This window comes from Kosakonia sp. CFBP8986 (assembly GCF_034044935.1).
GTDB lineage: Bacteria > Pseudomonadota > Gammaproteobacteria > Enterobacterales > Enterobacteriaceae > Kosakonia > Kosakonia cowanii.
This window is the reverse complement of record NZ_JAXCXB010000001.1, coordinates 441354-458788: the sequence shown is the minus strand read 5'-3', so window position 1 is coordinate 458788 and position 17435 is coordinate 441354. Positions and strand designations below refer to the sequence as shown.

Sequence of the window (17435 nt, the reverse complement as noted above, 5' to 3'; positions counted from 1 at the left end):
CGCAGAGGCGCTAACCCGCCGTCAGGCGACGGCGTTCTCCGCCAGCTGCTGCATAAAGTTGCGCACCCACTCCATGCGGTTTTTCCGCTCGCTCAACTCCTGGAAAAACTTCAATCGCGTCGGGCCATCGAGGCGGAAATGCTGCGGCTGCTTCTGCAATAAGCCAATCAACCACGCCGGGTTAACGTGATTCTTCTCGTTAAACTCAATCAGGCCGCCTTTATCATTCCCCTCCAGCTTGCGGATCCCCAGCTTCTGCGCCTGCTGGCGCAACATGGCGATATCAAGCAGATTACGCGCCGCATCCGGCAGCAGGCCAAAGCGGTCAATCAGCTCCACCTTGATCTCCTCCAGCGCATTCTCATCTTTCGCGCTGGCAATGCGTTTATAGAACGACAGGCGCGTATTCACATCAGGAATGAAATCATCCGGCAGCAGGGCAGGCATACGCAGCTCCACCTCCGTTTGCTGGCTGGTAAGATCCTCCAGCGACGGCTCGCGCCCCTCTTTCAGGGCATCGACGGCATTCTCCAGCAGCTCCATATAGAGCGAGAAACCGATGGTCTCCATCTGCCCGCTCTGATCCTCACCGAGCAGCTCACCCGCACCGCGGATCTCCAGATCGTGAGTCGCCAGCGCAAAGCCAGCGCCCAGATCCTCCAGCGAGGCGATTGCTTCAAGGCGTTTTTGCGCATCGGTGGTCATCGCCTTCGGATGCGGCGTCAGCAGCCAGGCATAGGCCTGGTGATGCGAACGCCCGACGCGACCGCGCAACTGGTGCAGCTGCGCGAGGCCAAAGTGGTCGGCGCGCTCGATGATGATGGTATTGGCGGTGGGAATATCGATCCCGGTTTCGATAATGGTGGTACAGACCAGCACGTTGAACCGTTGATGGTGGAAATCATTCATCACCCGCTCCAGCTCGCGCTCGCGCATCTGGCCGTGACCAATGGCGATACGCGCTTCCGGCACCAGCTCCGCCAGCCGGTCGGCCGCTTTCTGGATGTTCTCCACATCGTTATAGAGGTAGTAAACCTGGCCGCCGCGCAGCACTTCACGCAGAATCGCCTCGCGCACCACCAGGTTGTCATATTCGCGAACAAAGGTTTTCACTGCCAGACGACGGGCGGGAGGCGTCGCAATGATTGACAGATCGCGCATGCCGCTCATCGCCATATTCAGCGTGCGCGGGATCGGCGTCGCGGTCAGCGTCAGGATATCAACGTCGGCGCGCATCGCTTTAATACGCTCTTTATGCCGCACGCCGAAACGGTGCTCCTCATCGACGATCAGCAGCCCCAAATCCTTCATTTTCACATCGCTTTGCAGCAGCTTATGCGTTCCGATCAGAATGTCGATCTTCCCTTCGGCGGCCTGTTCAAGGATCTGCGCCTGCTCTTTGGCGCTGCGAAAACGCGACAGCATCTCGATGCGCACCGGCCAGTTGGCAAAGCGGTCGCGGAAATTATCGAAGTGCTGCTGGGCGAGCAGGGTGGTCGGCACCAGCACCGCCACTTGCTTATTGTTCTCGATAGCAAGGAAGGCGGCGCGCATCGCCACTTCAGTTTTACCAAAGCCGACATCGCCGCACACCAGCCGATCCATCGCCAGCGGCTGGCACATATCGCTCAGCACGGCATTGATGGCCTGGGCCTGATCCGGGGTGGTTTCGAAGGGGAAACCATCGCAAAAGAGCTGGTATTGTTCGCGATCGTGTTTAAACGCGAAGCCCGATTTCGCCGCGCGCTGGGCGTAAATATCCAGCAGTTCCGCCGCCACGTCGCGTACCTTCTCGGCGGCTTTTTGCCGCGCCCGCGTCCAGGCATCGCTGCCCAGTTTATGCAGCGGGGCGTTATCTTCCGCGCCGCCAGCATAACGGCTGATGAGATGGAGCGACGAAACCGGAACATAGAGTTTGGCGTCGTTGGCATAGGTCAGCATCAGGTACTCCGCGGTGATGCCGCCCGCTTCCAGCGTCGTCATTCCGGCATAGCGACCGACGCCGTGCTCAAAGTGCACCACCGGCTGGCCGTCATGCAGCTCAGCGAGGTTGCGAATCAGCGTATCGGGGTTGATGGTGCGGCGCGTATCCTGGCGGCGGCGCGCAACGCGCTCGCCCAGCAGATCGCCTTCGCAAATCAGCGCCCGGTTACGCAGCGTATCAATAAACCCGCGCTCGGCGGCACCGATCATCAGCCACGCGCCTGGCGCGCTGGCATCATCCAGACGCAGAGCGCGTTTTGGCGCAACTTTGATGCGCGCCAGCAGTTCGAGCAGCGCTTCACGACGCCCCTCGCTCTCAACGGAAAAGACCACCGGGCCGCTGAAGGACTCAAGGAATTTACGCAGATTATCCAGCGGCGACTTCTGCTGCGCCTGCACCGAGAGATCCGGCAGGCTCTGGTAACCGAGGTTAATCTGGCCCGCTTTATCCGCCACCTGTTCGGTTTTGAGCTGAATGCGCGGCCATTTTTTCAGTTCGCTGAACAGCGCATCAACCCGCAGCCACAGCGCTTCCGGAGGTAACAGCGGGCGCATCGGATCAACGCCGCGGTTCTCATAGCGTGCCTGCGCATCCTGCTGGAAACGCTCGGCGCTGGCTTCCAGATCGCCGGTATTCACCAGCAGCGTGTTGGCCGGAAAGTAGCTGAAGAGCGGCGGTAGCGGTTCGCTGAAAAAGAGCGGCTGCCAGTATTCGATCCCGGCGGGCAGGGTGCCTTTGCTCACCTGCTGATAGATATGCTCCGCGTCGCGCTTCACCTCGAACTTATCGCGCCACTGGCTGCGAAAAAGCTCGATGGCCGTCTTATCGGTCGGAAACTCATGGGCCGGAAGCAGATTAATCGCCTCCACCTCTTCGAGCGTGCGCTGGGTATCGGCATCAAACAGGCGCAGGCTGTCGATCTCATCATCGAAAAAGTCGAGGCGGTAAGGCTGGCTGCTGCCCATCGGGAAGAGGTCGAGCAGCGCGCCACGAGTAGCGTATTCGCCGTGCTCCATCACCTGATCGACATGGCGGTAGCCGGCGCTATCAAGCTGCGTACGCAGTTGATCCCGCGACAGGCGCTGCCCCTTTTTCATCACCAGCGCGTGACCGTGCAGGTAGCTGTGCGGGCAGACGCGCTGCATCAGCGTATTGACTGAGACAATCAGCACGCCGCGCTGCATCGCAGGCAACTGGTAAAGGGTGGAGAGACGGGAGGAGACAATCTCCTGGTGCGGCGAAAAGCTGTCGTAGGGCAGCGTTTCCCAGTCCGCGAGGTTCATCACCAGGTTATCGGTAAACTGGCTAATCTCATCATGTAAACGCAGCGAGTTCTGCATATCCGGAGCGATAAGCACAACCGGACCGGCGTGTCGTTCAATGATTTCTGCCACTTCGGTGGCGCAGGCCGCGCCGGTAAGCTCGCCAAACTGGCGCTGGTCACCCGCTTTTGACGGCAGGGAATAACGGTATTGTTCAGGCATGGGGATATGAAGATCTCATTATGGATATACCCCCGTTATGGGGGCATATCCTTGATACGCAATACGAGGATTATGTGTGATTACGTGAGTTTAGCCAAGAAATCGCCCTGTCAGCGTGCTGTCGCCGCCGAAAGGTGCTTTGTTGGCGGGGTAAAAAAGAGATCGCCAAACAGCGCGGAGGAGAGTTTACGCACCATCAGCCCGACCAGCGTACAGATCAGCAGCACCGCCGCCGGATAGGCAATCAGCACCGCCAGCTCGACCGCAGGCGGCCAGACGCCAGCGTTAAGCGGTTTGAGCAGCGCCAGGCTAAAGCCCTCGACCAGTATGCGGTGGGTGGTATAGATTGCCAGCGTATTGGAGCCGACAACATTGAGCAGGCTCTTCTCGCTCGGCGGGAAGCGTTTCTCCATCTCCTGGAAGAGGCGCATGATGCCGACAATCGACAGCAGGCAGAGCGGCAGCGGCATATTGAACATCCACAGCCCAAACGCTACCACCACGGCGACAGCAAACAGCAGGGCGTAGCGGCGCAGCGAGACGGTTTTAACAAACTCCATCACCTGCATACCGTACCAGGCACCCAGGCTGTAGAAGATCATATTACGCACGACGCTGTTCATTCCCCACCACGGCAGCGGCAGGTAGTTAATTGCCAGGCTTGCCACAATCATCAGCACCAGCATCGGCACTTTCCAGCGGCTGAGCAGTTTACACAGCGTGAAATAGACCACTAATGCGTAGAGATACCAGAGGCTGGTAGTGGCGGTCAGCATGCCGTATAAAAATCCTTGCCAGCTGTCGGCATAAGCGGCGTTTGACGAGTTGCTGAGATCGCGCTCCGGTGCCAGCCAGTCGTTAAGATGGCTTAGGCCCACCCACTGCAATACACCCCACAGCGCCAGCACATAAACAATGCTCCAGATCCGTTTATCGATGGCGTCTTTCCATGGCACATCATCGATATAGCGGCGGATCAGAAAGCCGGAGATAAAAAAGAACACCGGCATGCGGAACGGCGCGAGATAGAGGTTGAAATAGATCCAGCATTTGGAGAGCGTTTCTGACCAGGGATGCTGGAAGACCGAGAGGTGTGGATAAAAGGTAATAACCGAGTGGTAAATCACCACCAGGCAAATGCAAAGTCCTTTTATCTGGTTTATCCATAATGTCTTCTGTTTCATTCGTTTTGTGCCTGTTGTTGCCATAATCCCGGCAAACGATCCTGGTCATACAAACGCTGAATGTAACGGGAAAGAGTCTGGATATATTCATTTTCGGAATAAGTGGAGGGTTAAAAATTGACTGATCGGTCATTTTCTCGCGCACAACACGCGCTCTGGCGAAAGTAGCAATTTGATTTTTCGACTTTTTTTGACATTAATCCGATGAATTCTTACGGTATCACGCATTTACGCTCTCACCTTTCGCTTATATACTCCTGACTCTGCTCACAGCAACCAGACGGATTTCATGTATCAGCCTGTCACTCTCTTCATAGGTCTACGCTATATGCGTGGACGCGCGGCGGACCGCTTTGGCCGCTTTGTCTCCTGGCTGTCAACCATTGGCATCACCCTGGGCGTTATGGCGCTGGTGACGGTGTTATCGGTGATGAACGGCTTCGAGCGCGAACTGCAAAACAACATCCTCGGGCTGATGCCCCAGGCTACCCTGACGACCCAAAAAGGCTCGCTCAACCCGCAACAGCTTCCGGCCAGCAGCGTCAAACTGCAGGGCGTGTCGCGCATTGCGCCCCTGACCACCGGCGATGTGGTGCTGCAAAGCGCGCGCAGCGTCGCGGTTGGCGTGATGCTCGGTATTGATCCGGCGCAGAAAGATCCGCTGACGCCGTTTCTGGTAAACGTGCAGCAAAACCAGCTGCAGGCGGGTAAATACAACATCATTCTCGGCGAGCAGTTGGCCAGCCAGTTGGGCGTTACCCGCGGCGACCAAATCCGCGTGATGGTCCCCTCTGCCAGCCAGTTCACCCCCATGGGACGCCTGCCGAGCCAGCGCCTCTTCACGGTGGCGGGCACGTTTGCTGCTAACAGCGAAGTGGACGAGTACCAGATGCTGGTCAACATCGACGACGCCTCGCGCCTGATGCGCTACCCGGCGGGCAATATCACTGGCTGGCGTTTATGGCTCAATGAGCCGCTGAAAGTGGATGTGCTCAGCCAGCAAACGCTGCCGGAAGGCACTCAGTGGCACGACTGGCGGGATCGTAAAGGCGAGCTCTTCCAGGCCGTGCGCATGGAGAAGAATATGATGGGGCTGCTGCTGAGCCTGATCGTCGCCGTTGCTGCCTTTAACATCATCACTTCGCTTGGCCTGATGGTGATGGAGAAGCAGGGCGAGGTTGCCATTCTGCAAACCCAGGGCTTAACGCCGCGCCAGATTATGGCGGTGTTTATGGTGCAGGGTGCCAGCGCCGGGATTATCGGTGCACTGCTTGGTGCCGGGCTGGGGGCGCTTTTGGCCAGCCAGTTAAATAATTTAATGCCGATTATCGGCGCGCTGCTCGACGGCGCGGCGCTGCCGGTGGCGATCGATCCGCTGCAGGTGGTTGGCATTGCGCTGGTGGCGATGGCCATTGCGCTTCTTTCGACGCTTTACCCTTCCTGGCGCGCTGCCGCCACTCAACCCGCTGAGGCTTTACGTTATGAATAAGATCCTGTTGCAATGCGACAACCTGTGCAAACGCTATCAGGAAGGCAGCGTGCAGACCGATGTGCTGCACAATGTCAGCTTCAGCATGGCGGAAGGGGAGCTGATGGCGATTGTCGGCAGCTCCGGCTCCGGGAAAAGTACGCTCCTGCACCTGCTCGGCGGGCTGGATACGCCGACTTCCGGCGACGTCATCTTTGGCGACCGCCCGATGAGCAAACTCTCCTCCACGGCGAAGGCCGAGCTGCGTAACCGCGAGCTGGGCTTTATCTACCAGTTCCACCACCTGCTGCCGGACTTTACCGCGCTGGAAAACGTGGCGATGCCGCTGCTGATTGGCAAGAAAAAACCGGCTGAGATCGACACCCGCGCCCGCGAAATGCTGCGTGCCGTTGGCCTTGAGCACCGCGCCAGCCACCGTCCGTCTGAACTCTCCGGCGGTGAGCGTCAGCGCGTCGCCATTGCCCGCGCGCTGGTTAACAATCCGCGTCTGGTGCTGGCGGATGAACCGACCGGCAACCTCGATGCCCGTAACGCCGACAGCATCTTTGAACTGCTCGGTGAGCTGAACCGCGCCCAGGGCACCGCCTTCCTGGTGGTAACCCACGATCTGCAACTGGCGAAGCGCATGAACCGCCAGCTGGAGATGCGTGATGGCTATCTGAAAACCGACCTGACCCTGATGGGGGCTGAGTAATGGCATCCCCGCTGTCATTATTAATCGGCCTGCGCTTTAGCCGCGGCCGTCGCCGTAGCGGCATGGTGTCGCTGATCTCGGTTATCTCCACCGTCGGCATTGCGCTCGGTGTGGCCGTGCTGATTGTTGGCCTGAGCGCAATGAACGGCTTTGAACGTGAGCTGAACAACCGCATTCTGGCGGTGGTGCCGCACGGCGAAATCGAGCCGGTGAATCAGCCATGGAACGGCTGGGAAACGGTGCTCGGCAAAGTGCAAAAAGTGCCGGGCATCGCCGCTGCCGCGCCCTATATCAACTTTACCGGGCTGGTGGAGAGCGGGGCCAACCTGCGCGCTATTCAGGTTAAAGGTGTCGATCCGGCGCAGGAGATGCAGCTCAGCGCGCTGCCGAAGTTTGTGCAGGGCGATGCGTGGAAAGGCTTTAGCGCAGGTTCCCAGCAGATCATCCTCGGCAAAGGGGTGGCAGACGCGCTGAAAGTGAAGCAGGGCGACTGGGTCTCGATCATGATCCCCAACTCCGACGATGCGCATAAATTGTTGCAGCCGAAACGCGTGCGCCTGCATGTCACCGGTATTCTGCAACTGAGCGGCCAGCTCGATCACAACTACGCGATGATCCCGCTGGCAGATGCGCAGAACTATCTCGATATGGGCAGCAGCGTCACCGGCATCGCCATTAAAGTGAACGACGTCTTTAACGCCCAAAAGCTGGTGCGTGATGCGGGCGAAGTGACCAACAGCTATGTCTATATCAAAAGCTGGATCGGCAAATATGGCTACATGTACCGCGATATTCAAATGATCCGCGCGATTATGTATCTGGCGATGGTGCTGGTGATTGGCGTCGCCTGCTTCAACATCGTCTCTACGCTGGTAATGGCGGTGAAAGATAAGAGCGGTGATATCGCCGTGCTGCGTACGCTGGGCGCGAAAGATGGCTTGATCCGGGCGATTTTCGTCTGGTACGGTCTGCTGGCGGGGCTGTTTGGCAGCCTCTGCGGTGCGGTGATTGGCGTCATTGTTTCGTTACAGCTGACGCCGATTATTAACGGTATTGAGAAGCTTATCGGCCATCAGTTCCTGTCGGGGGATATCTACTTTATCGACTTCCTGCCGTCGGAACTCCATCCACTGGATGTGGTGTATGTGCTGGTAACGGCGTTGCTGTTGAGCCTGCTGGCGAGTTGGTATCCGGCGCGCCGGGCAAGCAACATCGATCCGGCAAGGGTGCTGAGCGGGCAGTAATCCCGCGGGTCACGGCGCCACAACGAAGGAGTGGCAATGCACTACGGGTTTGATATTGGCGGCAGTAAAATCGCGCTCGGCCTCTTTGACGCCGGGCGGCGGTTACAGTGGGAAACGCGTATTGCCACGCCCCACGAAAGTTACGACGCCTTTCTGCAGGCTATCGCCACGCTGGTGGCGGAAGCCGATCGCCGTAGCGGCGTGAAGGGCAGCGTCGGCATTGGCATTCCGGGGATCCCGGAAACCGCCGATGGCACGCTCTATGCCGCCAATCTGCCCGCCGCCAGCGGGCAGGCGCTGCGCCGCGATCTCAGTCATCTGCTCGATCGCGACGTGCGTATCGATAACGATGCCAACTGTTTTACCCTTTCTGAGGCCTGGGATGAGGAGTTCCGCCGCTATCCGCTGGTGATGGGGCTGATCCTCGGCACCGGCGTCGGCGGCGGGCTGGTATTTAACGGTAAAGCGATCCCCGGGCGGCGCTTTATCACCGGCGAATTTGGCCATATTCGCCTGCCCGTCGATGCACTCTCCCTGATGGGCTTTGATTTTCCCCTTTTGCGCTGCGGCTGCGGCAACATCGGCTGTATTGAGAACTATCTCTCCGGTCGCGGTTTTGCGTGGCTCTACCAACACCTCTATCATCAGACTCTGACAGCGCCGGAAATTATCGCGCGCTGGGAGCAGGGCGAGGCAAACGCGCGGGCGCACGTTGAGCGCTACGTCGACTTGCTGGCGGTGTGCCTTGGCAATATTTTGACGATTATCGACCCGGATCTGATCGTGATTGGCGGCGGATTATCCAACTTCAGCGCGCTGACCCGGCTGCTGCCGGATCGCATCGCGCCGCATCTGTTACCGGCCGGCGACGTTCCCCGTATCGAACGCGCGCGCCACGGCGACGCGGGCGGTATGCGCGGCGCGGCCTTCCTTCACCTTGCAGACCACCCCTGAGAGGATGCCCATGCAATCGCGACGTTCACATCGTCTCAGCCGTTTTCGCCGCAACAAGCGTCGCCTGCGCGAGCGCTTACGCCAGCGAATTTTTTTCCGCGACATAATGGTGCATGACGTAATGGAAAAACCGAGAGTTGTTGTCTTAACCGGGGCGGGGATCTCCGCTGAATCCGGTATCCGAACCTTCCGCGCTGCGGATGGCCTGTGGGAAGAGCATCATGTGGAAGATGTGGCGACGCCGGAAGGTTTCGCCCGCAATCCGCAGCTGGTACAGCGCTTCTATAACGATCGCCGCCGTCAGCTACAGCAGCCGGAGATCGCGCCAAACGCTGCGCATCTGGCGCTGGCGAAGCTGGAAGAGGCGCTGGGCGATCGCTTTTTGCTGATCACGCAGAATATCGACAACCTGCACGAGCGCGCCGGGAATCAGCACATTATCCATATGCATGGCGAGCTGCTGAAGGTGCGCTGTTCGCAGAGCGGGCAGGTGCTGGAGTGGACCGGCGACGTCACCGAAGAGGATAAGTGCCACTGCTGCCAGTTCCCCGCGCCGCTGCGCCCGCACGTGGTGTGGTTTGGCGAAATGCCGCTCGGCATGGATGAGATCTACAGCGCGCTGGCGATGGCGGATCTCTTCATCGCCATCGGTACCTCCGGGCATGTCTATCCCGCCGCCGGATTTGTCCATGAGGCGAAGCTGCACGGCGCACATACCGTTGAACTCAACCTCGAACCGAGCCAGGTCGGTAGCGAGTTTGAAGAGAAGCAGTATGGGCTGGCAAGCGAGGTTGTTCCGGCATTCGTCGACAAGCTGCTGAAAGGGTTATAAGCACCTCGCCCGGTCGCGCAAGGTTGACCGGGCGGCTATGTTGTAATAATGTAAAAATTCTTATGAATTCGCTCGTTACGGAGCAAATGTCCCAATCTACGCTACGCTTTGCCAATACGACACCGCAGAGATTAGCGCCCAGGCTGCGCGGAGTTTTTTACGCACTCCGACGAGCGCAGCAGGCTAACCGCTGCCCTCATGCTCTGACTTATTTACCCGGCCATCGCTTCAAGGATAACGAGGGACAGCCACGATGAATCTCAACCACGACGCCCAATTGCAGACCTTACGCGACGCGCTGCAACAACGCCTCGATCACCTGTTACCCGCCGGTGCGCAGCAGGATCAGATCTACAGCGCGATGCGCGAAGGCACCCTGGTGGCGGGCAAGCGCGTTCGTCCGCTGTTACTGATGCTGGCCGCGCACGATCTTGGCTGCGATGTTGACCAGCGTGGGCTGCTCGATCTCGCCTGTGCCGTCGAAATGGTGCACGCCGCCTCGCTGATGCTGGACGATATCCCCTGCATGGATAACGCCGCGCTGCGCCGTGGACGCCCGACCATTCATCGCCAGTATGGTGAAAACGTCGCCATTCTGGCCGCCGTTGCGCTGCTGAGCCGCGCCTTTGGCGTGGTGGCAGAGGCGCAGGGCTTATCTGCCGCCTGCAAAGCGGCCTCCGTCGCGGAACTCTCCACTGCCGTGGGGCTTCAGGGCCTGGTGCAGGGGCAGTTTCTCGATCTGCATGAGGGCGACAAGGCGCGCAGCCCGGAAGCTATCCAGCTGACCAATGAGTTGAAAACCAGCCGCTTGTTTGATGCCACGCTACAAATGGCAGCCATTGTGGCCGAGGCTTCGCCGCAGGTACGTGAGCGGCTGCGCTGTTTTGCCCTCGATCTCGGCCAGGCCTTCCAGCTGATGGACGATCTCACCGACGGGCTGAACGGCACCGGGAAAGATCTCAATAAAGATGATGGTAAATCGACGCTGGTGGCGATGCTGGGCGCGGAGGTGGTGCATCAGCGCCTGAGCGACCATCTGCGTAGCGCCGATGAACACCTTGCCAACGCCTGCCCGCGCGGCGTCTCTACGCGCCGCTTTATGCGCGCCTGGTTCGATAAACAGATGACGCTGTTTGGCGAGAGCCGGGCGACGACGCTGCCGGGGTGCTAGCGAATGAAGGATCTGGCGAAACGTAAAAACGATCACCTCGATATCGTCCTTAACAGCCCACACAGCGCCATGAAACGCACCACCGGCTTTGAGCAGTGGCGCTTTGAACACTGCGCGATGCCGGAGCTGCATCTGGATGAGATCGATCTCGGCTGCAGGCTGTTTGGCAAAACCCTGCGCGCGCCGCTGTTGATCAGCTCCATGACCGGCGGTGCCAGCCGTGCGGCGATGATTAACCGCCATCTGGCGCAGGCCGCGCAGCAGCTTGGTCTGGCGATGGGGGTTGGCTCACAGCGCGTGGCGCTGGAGAGCAGAGAGAACTCTGGCTTAACCCGTGAACTGCGCCAGTTGGCGCCGGATATCGCGCTGCTCTCAAACCTCGGCGCGGCACAAATTGCCGGGCCTGACGGCGTCGATTATGCCCGTCGCGCGGTGGAGATGATTGAAGCCGACGCGCTGATTATTCACCTCAATCCACTGCAGGAAGCGCTGCAAAGCGGTGGCGATCGCGACTGGCGTGGCGTGCTGGCGGCGATTGAGAAAACCGTGGCGGCACTGCCCGTTCCGGTGGTGGTTAAAGAGGTGGGTGCCGGATTATCCGTCAACGTCGCGCGCCAGTTGCGCGATGCCGGTGTGGCGATGCTTGATGTCGCCGGGGCAGGTGGCACCAGCTGGGCGGCGGTGGAGGGCGAGCGCGCCGCGCAGGCTCATCATCGCGCCGTGGCAATGGCCTTTGCCAACTGGGGCATTCCGACCGCGCAGGCGCTGACCGACCTGCAACAGGCGATGCCGGAGATGCCACTTATCGCCTCCGGCGGTATTGCTAACGGTATAGACGCGGCGAAAGCGCTGCGGCTGGGTGCGTCGCTGGTGGGCCAGGCTGCGGCCGTGCTCGGCAGCGCCACCGTCTCATGTGAAACCGTCGCCGCCCACTTCCAGGTGGTAATCGATCAACTTCGTGTCGCCTGTTTCTGCACCGGCAGCGCTAACCTGGAGGCGCTACGCCAGGCGACGCTGGTGCGTGAAGCATGAGTCACTATGCTGTGATTTCGCCGCCGCTCTACAGCCATATGCGCGCGCTGGAAGCGCTGGCGCAGGCGCTTATCGCGCGCGGACACCGCATCACCTTTGTTAATCAGGCCGGGGCGCAGCAGTTATTGCAGGATCCGAGCATCGGCTTTTGCGCGGTCGGCGAAAAGAGCCATCCGCCCGCCCGTCTGCAACGCACTTTACGCCTGATGGCCCATCCCGCAGGGCCGGGCATCATTCGGCTGATAAACGATCTGGCGAGCACCACCGATATGCTCTGCCACACGCTGCCTGCGGCGCTGACGCAACTTGGCGTCGAAGGGGTGATTGTCGATCAGATGGAGCCTGCCGGTGGGCTGGCGGCAGAGTCGCTGGGGTTGCCGTTTGTCTCCGTCGCCTGCGCGCTGCCCGTTAACCGGGATGAAACTATCCCGCTGCCGGTAATGCCTTTTCGCTATGCGCCCGGCGAGCGGCGCAAAAAACTTTACCGCGCCAGCACTCAGGTTTATGACAAGGTAATGGCGCGGCAGAACGCGGTGATTGCCCGACATGCGCGCCGCTTTGGCATCCCTGAGCGTAACGCGATGCATGAGTGCCTCTCGCCACTGGCGCAGATCAGCCAGACGCTGGCCTGCTTCGATTTCCCGCGCCAGCTTCCCGCCTGGTTCCACGCGGTCGGGCCGCTGCGCCAGCCGCAGCCGATCGCACCTGTTAGCCAAGCTCACGCTGAACGCCCGCTGATTTTTGCCTCGCTCGGCACCTTGCAGGGGCACCGCTACCGGCTGTTTCGCACCATTGCCCGCGCTTGTCGGCGCATGAATGTGCGCTTACTGATTGCCCACTGCGGCGGGCTGAACGCGCGCCAGGTGGAGAAGCTGATCGCTCGCGGAGCGGAAGTAACCGACTTTGCTGACCAGACGGCGGTGATGCGCGACGCCGATGTGGTGGTCACCCACGGCGGCATGAATACGGTGATGGACGCTATCAATAGCACCACACCGATTCTGGTGATCCCGCTGGCCTTCGATCAGCCCGGCGTTGCGGCGCGGGTGGAGTACCACCAGATTGGTCGCCGGGTGTCACGCTTTGCCAGCAGTGCGCGGGTAGAGAAGAACCTGCGCGCGCTGCTGGCGGATAATCGTTACGCCGCAAGGCTTGCCGCGATGCAGCAACCGTTACAGGAGGCGGGCGGTGCGCCGCGCGCCGCGCAGATTGTTGAACTTGCGCTGACCAGCAGGCAGCCGGTCATGGCGGGTGCGCTATGAGCCCGCGCTGGGATCTGATCCTCGTCGGCGGCGGGCTGGCGAATGGCCTTATCGCCTGGCGCCTGCATCATGCCCGGCCCGATCTGCGCCTGCTGATGGTTGAAGCGGGCGCGCAGCCGGGCGGCAATCACACCTGGTCTTTCCATCAGGCGGATCTGACGGAGGCACAGCACCGCTGGATAGCTCCACTGGTCAGCCACCGCTGGCCGGGGTACGAAGTGCGTTTTCCGGCGCGCCAGCGCACGCTGGAGGGCGGCTATCTCAGCATCAGCTCAGAGCACTTCGCGCAGAAAATTATCGAAACCCTCGGCGCTGTGCTGTTAACCGAAACGCCGGTGGCGAGCCTGACGCCGCAGAGCGTCACTCTTGAGAGCGGCGAAACGCTGCACGCCGGGGCGGTGATTGACGGGCGCGGCTACCTGCCGGATGCCCATCTGACGCCCGGCTTTCAATCTTTTCTCGGTCAGCACTGGCAGCTTGCCGAGCCGCATCAGCTTCAGCAGCCGATTTTGATGGATGCCACCGTCAGCCAGGCGGACGGGTACCGTTTTGTCTACACCTTGCCACTCTCGGCGCGCGAGGTGCTGATCGAAGACACCCACTATATTGACCGGCCCACCCTCAGCGGCGATGAGGCGCGCCAGCATATTGCCGATTACGCGCGCCAGCAGGGCTGGACGCTGACAACGCTGGTGCGTGAAGAGCAGGGCAACCTGCCGATCACGCTGGATGGCGATATCCGCGCCTTCTGGCAGTCGCGCGCGCCGCAGCCCTGTAGCGGCCTGCGCGCCGGGCTGTTTCATGCCACTACCGGTTACTCCCTGCCGCACGCGGTGGCGCTGGCGGATCTTATTGCTGAGCAGCCGGTGCCTGAGGGCGACAAACTCTTTACCCTGATCAAGCACTATGCTGAGCGCGTCTGGCGTCAGCAGCGCTTCTACCGCATGCTCAACCGCATGCTGTTTCTGGCGGGTGACGCCAGTGCGCGCTGGCAGGTGATGCAGCGTTTTTATGGCCTCAACCCGGCGCTCATCGCCCGCTTCTACGCCGACAGACTCACCTTTTTTGATAAAGCGCGGATCCTGACAGGAAAACCGCCGGTACCGGTGGGCGAAGCCATGCGCGCCGTACTTAAACACACACCTGGACTGCGAGCCTTCAATCATGAATAAAACCATCGTCATCGGGGCCGGATTCGGCGGGCTGGCGTTAGCCATTCGCCTGCAGGCGGCGGGCGTGCCGACCGTGCTGCTGGAGCAGCGCGACAAGCCGGGCGGCCGTGCCTATGTCTATCAGGATCAGGGCTTTACCTTTGACGCCGGGCCAACGGTGATTACCGATCCCAGCGCCATTGAGGAACTCTTTACCCTTGCGGGTAAAAAGATGGCGGATTACGTCGACCTGCTGCCGGTGACACCGTTCTATCGCCTCTGCTGGGAGCAGGGGAAGGTGTTTGATTACGATAACGATCAGGCGCGACTTGAAGCGCAGATCCGCCGCTTTAACGAGCGCGACGTCGAGGGCTACCGCCGTTTTCTCGACTACTCGAAAGCAGTGTTTAAAGAGGGTTACCTGAAGCTTGGCACCGTCCCGTTCCTCTCCTTCCGCGATATGCTGCGCGCTGGCCCGCAACTGATGCGTTTACAGGCGTGGCGCAGCGTCTACAGCATGGTCTCTAAATTTATTGAAGATGAGCACCTGCGCCAGGCGTTCTCTTTCCACTCGCTGCTGGTGGGCGGCAACCCCTTTGCCACTTCGTCGATCTATACGCTGATCCATGCCCTGGAGCGGGAGTGGGGCGTCTGGTTTGCCCGCGGCGGCACCGGGGCGCTGGTGCAGGGAATGGTGAAGCTGTTTGAAGATCTCGGCGGCACGCTGGAGCTGAATGCCGAAGTGAGCAAGCTGGAGGCAGACGGGAAACGTATTACCGGCGTCGAGTTAAAAGATGGTCGCCGTATTGCGGCCGCCGCCGTCGCGTCGAATGCTGATGTGGTGCATACCTATGAGAAGCTGCTCGGCCACCATCCGACCGGGGTGAAACGCGCCGCCTCGCTGAAGCGTAAGCGCATGAGCAACTCGCTGTTTGTGCTCTATTTTGGTCTCAATCATCACCACGATCAGCTGGCGCACCACACCGTCTGCTTTGGGCCGCGCTATAAAGAGCTGATTGAGGAGATCTTCCACGGCGAAGCGCTGGCGGAGGATTTCTCACTCTATCTGCATGCGCCCTGTGTTACCGACCCCTCGCTGGCACCGCCCGGTTGCGGCAGCTACTACGTCCTTGCGCCGGTGCCGCACCTTGGCAAAGCGAAGATCGACTGGGACGTCGAAGGGCCGCGCCTGCGCGATCGCATCTTTGCCTATCTGGAGCAGCACTATATGCCTGGCCTGCGCGAGCAGCTGGTCACCGAGCGCATGTTTACCCCAATCGATTTCCGCGACCAGCTTAGCGCGCACCTGGGTTCCGCCTTCTCCGTGGAGCCGATCCTGCGCCAGAGCGCCTGGTTCCGCCCGCATAACCGCGATAGCGAGATCGATAACCTCTATCTCGTCGGCGCAGGGACTCACCCTGGCGCGGGCATTCCTGGCGTGATCGGTTCGGCGAAAGCGACGGCGGGGCTGATGGTCGAGGCGCTTAGCGGATGAATGATGCGTTAATGAGCCATGCGACGGAGACGATAACCGTCGGCTCGAAAAGTTTTGCTACCGCTTCGAAGCTGTTTGATCCCGCCACACGGCGCAGCGCGCTGATGCTCTATGCCTGGTGCCGTTACTGCGATGATGTGATTGATGAGCAGGAGCTCGGCTTTCGCACTGAAGTGCCGCAGCAGGAGAGCGCGCTGGCGCGCCTTGAGATGCTGCGCGTTGAGACGCAGCGCGCCTTTGATGGCGAGGCGATGGGCGAACCGGCGTTTGCCGCTTTCCAGGAGGTGGTCACGCGCCATGAAATGCCCGCTCATCTCGCCTTTGCGCATCTCGAGGGCTTCGCGATGGACGTGCGCGAAACCCACTACCAGACCTTTGACGATACGCTGCGCTACTGTTATCACGTCGCGGGCGTGGTTGGCCTGATGATGGCGTGGATCATGGGCGTGCGCGATGAGGCGGTGCTCGATCGCGCCTGCGATTTAGGGCTGGCGTTTCAGTTAACCAATATTGCCCGCGACATTGTTGAAGATGCGGAAAATGGGCGCTGTTATCTGCCTGCGCAGTGGCTGGCGGAGGAGGGGATGACGGCCAGGGAGATTGCCGACCCGGCAAAACGGCAACATATCGCGCGGCTGGCACGTAGGCTGGTGATGGCCGCTGAACCCTATTACGCCTCGGCGAAAGCGGGACTGCGCGGTCTGCCGCTGCGCTCGGCGTGGGCGATTGCCGCCGCGCACGGCGTCTACCGGCAGATTGGTATTAAAGTGATGGCCGCCGGAGCGGCAGCGTGGGAACAGCGCCAGGGCACCAGCAAGGCCGAGAAGCTCGGTTTACTGGCGAAAGGCGCGGGAATGGCGCTTACTTCCCGTCTGTCGCGGCCTGCGCCGCGTCCTGCTCACCTGTGGCAGCGTCCTCACGCGCGCTGACCTTCTCCTCATGCTCCGCCCGTTTGCGCTGGCGCAGGGTCTGTTGCAGATCCTCAACCGGCGGGGCATAGAGAAAGCCAAACGACACACAGTCGGCTTTGCCACGCACCGCGTGGTGCAGGCGGTGAGCCATATAGAGGCGTTTCAGGTAGCCGCGGCGCGGCACGTAGCGAAACGGCCAGCGCTGATGCACCAGCCCGTCATGCACCATAAAGTAGAGCGCGCCATACAGCGTCATGCCCGCGCCAATCCACTGTAACGGCCAGAAACCGGCGGTGCCGAGGGCGATCAGTACAATTGCCAGCAGAGCGAAGACCACGGCGTAGAGATCGTTAACTTCAAAGGCGCCGGTGCGCGGTTCGTGGTGCGAGCGGTGCCAGCCCCATCCCCAGCCATGCATGACATATTTATGCGCAAGCGTGGCGATAATCTCCATCGCGGCAACAGTGGCAAGCGTGATCAGCGTGTTCCATAAGACGAGCATCGGTATCCCTTATTAACCGGACATCCATTGACTCTAGTGCAGTCGC

Annotated in this window: 14 protein-coding genes; 11 read left to right on the top strand and 3 right to left on the bottom strand. The window is 60.3% G+C overall.

Annotated features, from left to right (window positions below; genetic code table 11):
* Positions 1 to 21: 21 nt before the first annotated feature.
* Both mfd and SOM48_RS02145 read right to left on the bottom strand, forming a co-directional pair.
* Positions 22 to 3468: a transcription-repair coupling factor gene (gene mfd, locus SOM48_RS02150; RefSeq protein ID WP_320511355.1), complete on the bottom strand. Its 3447-nt coding sequence runs from the start codon at positions 3466 to 3468 to the stop codon at positions 22 to 24.
* A gap of 110 nt (positions 3469 to 3578) precedes the next feature.
* Positions 3579 to 4652 (bottom strand): acyltransferase family protein, encoded by a 1074-nt coding sequence (locus SOM48_RS02145; RefSeq protein WP_320511354.1) that lies wholly within the window; start codon positions 4650 to 4652, stop codon positions 3579 to 3581.
* A 289-nt stretch (positions 4653 to 4941) separates the two neighbouring features.
* On the opposite strand from SOM48_RS02145, the gene lolC reads away from it, so the two are divergent.
* From lolC to crtB, 11 genes are all read left to right on the top strand, one after another.
* On the top strand, positions 4942 to 6141 hold the full coding sequence (gene lolC, locus SOM48_RS02140; RefSeq protein ID WP_094420211.1) for a lipoprotein-releasing ABC transporter permease subunit LolC: 1200 nt from the start codon (positions 4942 to 4944) through the stop codon (positions 6139 to 6141).
* Positions 6134 to 6835: a lipoprotein-releasing ABC transporter ATP-binding protein LolD gene (gene lolD, locus SOM48_RS02135; RefSeq protein ID WP_320511353.1), complete on the top strand. Its 702-nt coding sequence runs from the start codon at positions 6134 to 6136 to the stop codon at positions 6833 to 6835. The genes lolC and lolD overlap by 8 nt, the downstream gene beginning before the upstream one ends.
* Positions 6835 to 8079, top strand: a complete 1245-nt coding sequence (gene lolE, locus SOM48_RS02130; protein WP_094420209.1) for a lipoprotein-releasing ABC transporter permease subunit LolE — start codon at positions 6835 to 6837, stop codon at positions 8077 to 8079. The genes lolD and lolE overlap by 1 nt, the downstream gene beginning before the upstream one ends.
* 36 nt (positions 8080 to 8115) lie before the next feature.
* Positions 8116 to 9033, top strand: coding sequence for an N-acetylglucosamine kinase (gene nagK / locus SOM48_RS02125; RefSeq protein ID WP_320511352.1), 918 nt, complete (start codon positions 8116 to 8118; stop codon positions 9031 to 9033).
* A 10-nt stretch (positions 9034 to 9043) separates the two neighbouring features.
* A complete protein-coding gene (gene cobB / locus SOM48_RS02120) occupies positions 9044 to 9865 on the top strand; it encodes a Sir2 family NAD+-dependent deacetylase (protein ID WP_023481683.1) in 822 nt (273 codons plus the stop codon).
* Positions 9866 to 10118: 253 nt separating this feature from the next.
* Positions 10119 to 11036 (top strand): polyprenyl synthetase family protein, encoded by a 918-nt coding sequence (locus SOM48_RS02115; RefSeq protein ID WP_320511351.1) that lies wholly within the window; start codon positions 10119 to 10121, stop codon positions 11034 to 11036.
* Between the two features lie 3 nt (positions 11037 to 11039).
* Positions 11040 to 12068, top strand: a complete 1029-nt coding sequence (fni, locus tag SOM48_RS02110) for a type 2 isopentenyl-diphosphate Delta-isomerase (RefSeq protein ID WP_054803898.1) — start codon at positions 11040 to 11042, stop codon at positions 12066 to 12068.
* A complete protein-coding gene (locus tag SOM48_RS02105; protein WP_315081564.1) occupies positions 12065 to 13330 on the top strand; it encodes a glycosyltransferase in 1266 nt (421 codons plus the stop codon). Before fni ends, SOM48_RS02105 begins: the two co-directional genes overlap by 4 nt.
* A complete protein-coding gene (gene crtY / locus SOM48_RS02100; RefSeq protein WP_320511350.1) occupies positions 13327 to 14502 on the top strand; it encodes a lycopene beta-cyclase CrtY in 1176 nt (391 codons plus the stop codon). The genes SOM48_RS02105 and crtY overlap by 4 nt, the downstream gene beginning before the upstream one ends.
* Positions 14495 to 15976, top strand: a complete 1482-nt coding sequence (locus tag SOM48_RS02095; protein ID WP_320511349.1) for a phytoene desaturase — start codon at positions 14495 to 14497, stop codon at positions 15974 to 15976. Before crtY ends, SOM48_RS02095 begins: the two co-directional genes overlap by 8 nt.
* Positions 15973 to 16905, top strand: coding sequence for a 15-cis-phytoene synthase CrtB (gene crtB, locus SOM48_RS02090; protein ID WP_263752637.1), 933 nt, complete (start codon positions 15973 to 15975; stop codon positions 16903 to 16905). The genes SOM48_RS02095 and crtB overlap by 4 nt, the downstream gene beginning before the upstream one ends.
* Here the strand turns inward: crtB and SOM48_RS02085 are convergent.
* The gene (locus SOM48_RS02085) at positions 16838 to 17389 is read right to left on the bottom strand and encodes a sterol desaturase family protein (RefSeq protein ID WP_054803897.1); all 552 of its coding nucleotides are present in this window, start codon (positions 17387 to 17389) and stop codon (positions 16838 to 16840) included. The two genes, crtB and SOM48_RS02085, sit on opposite strands and share 68 nt — an antisense overlap.
* Positions 17390 to 17435: the final 46 nt, after the last annotated feature.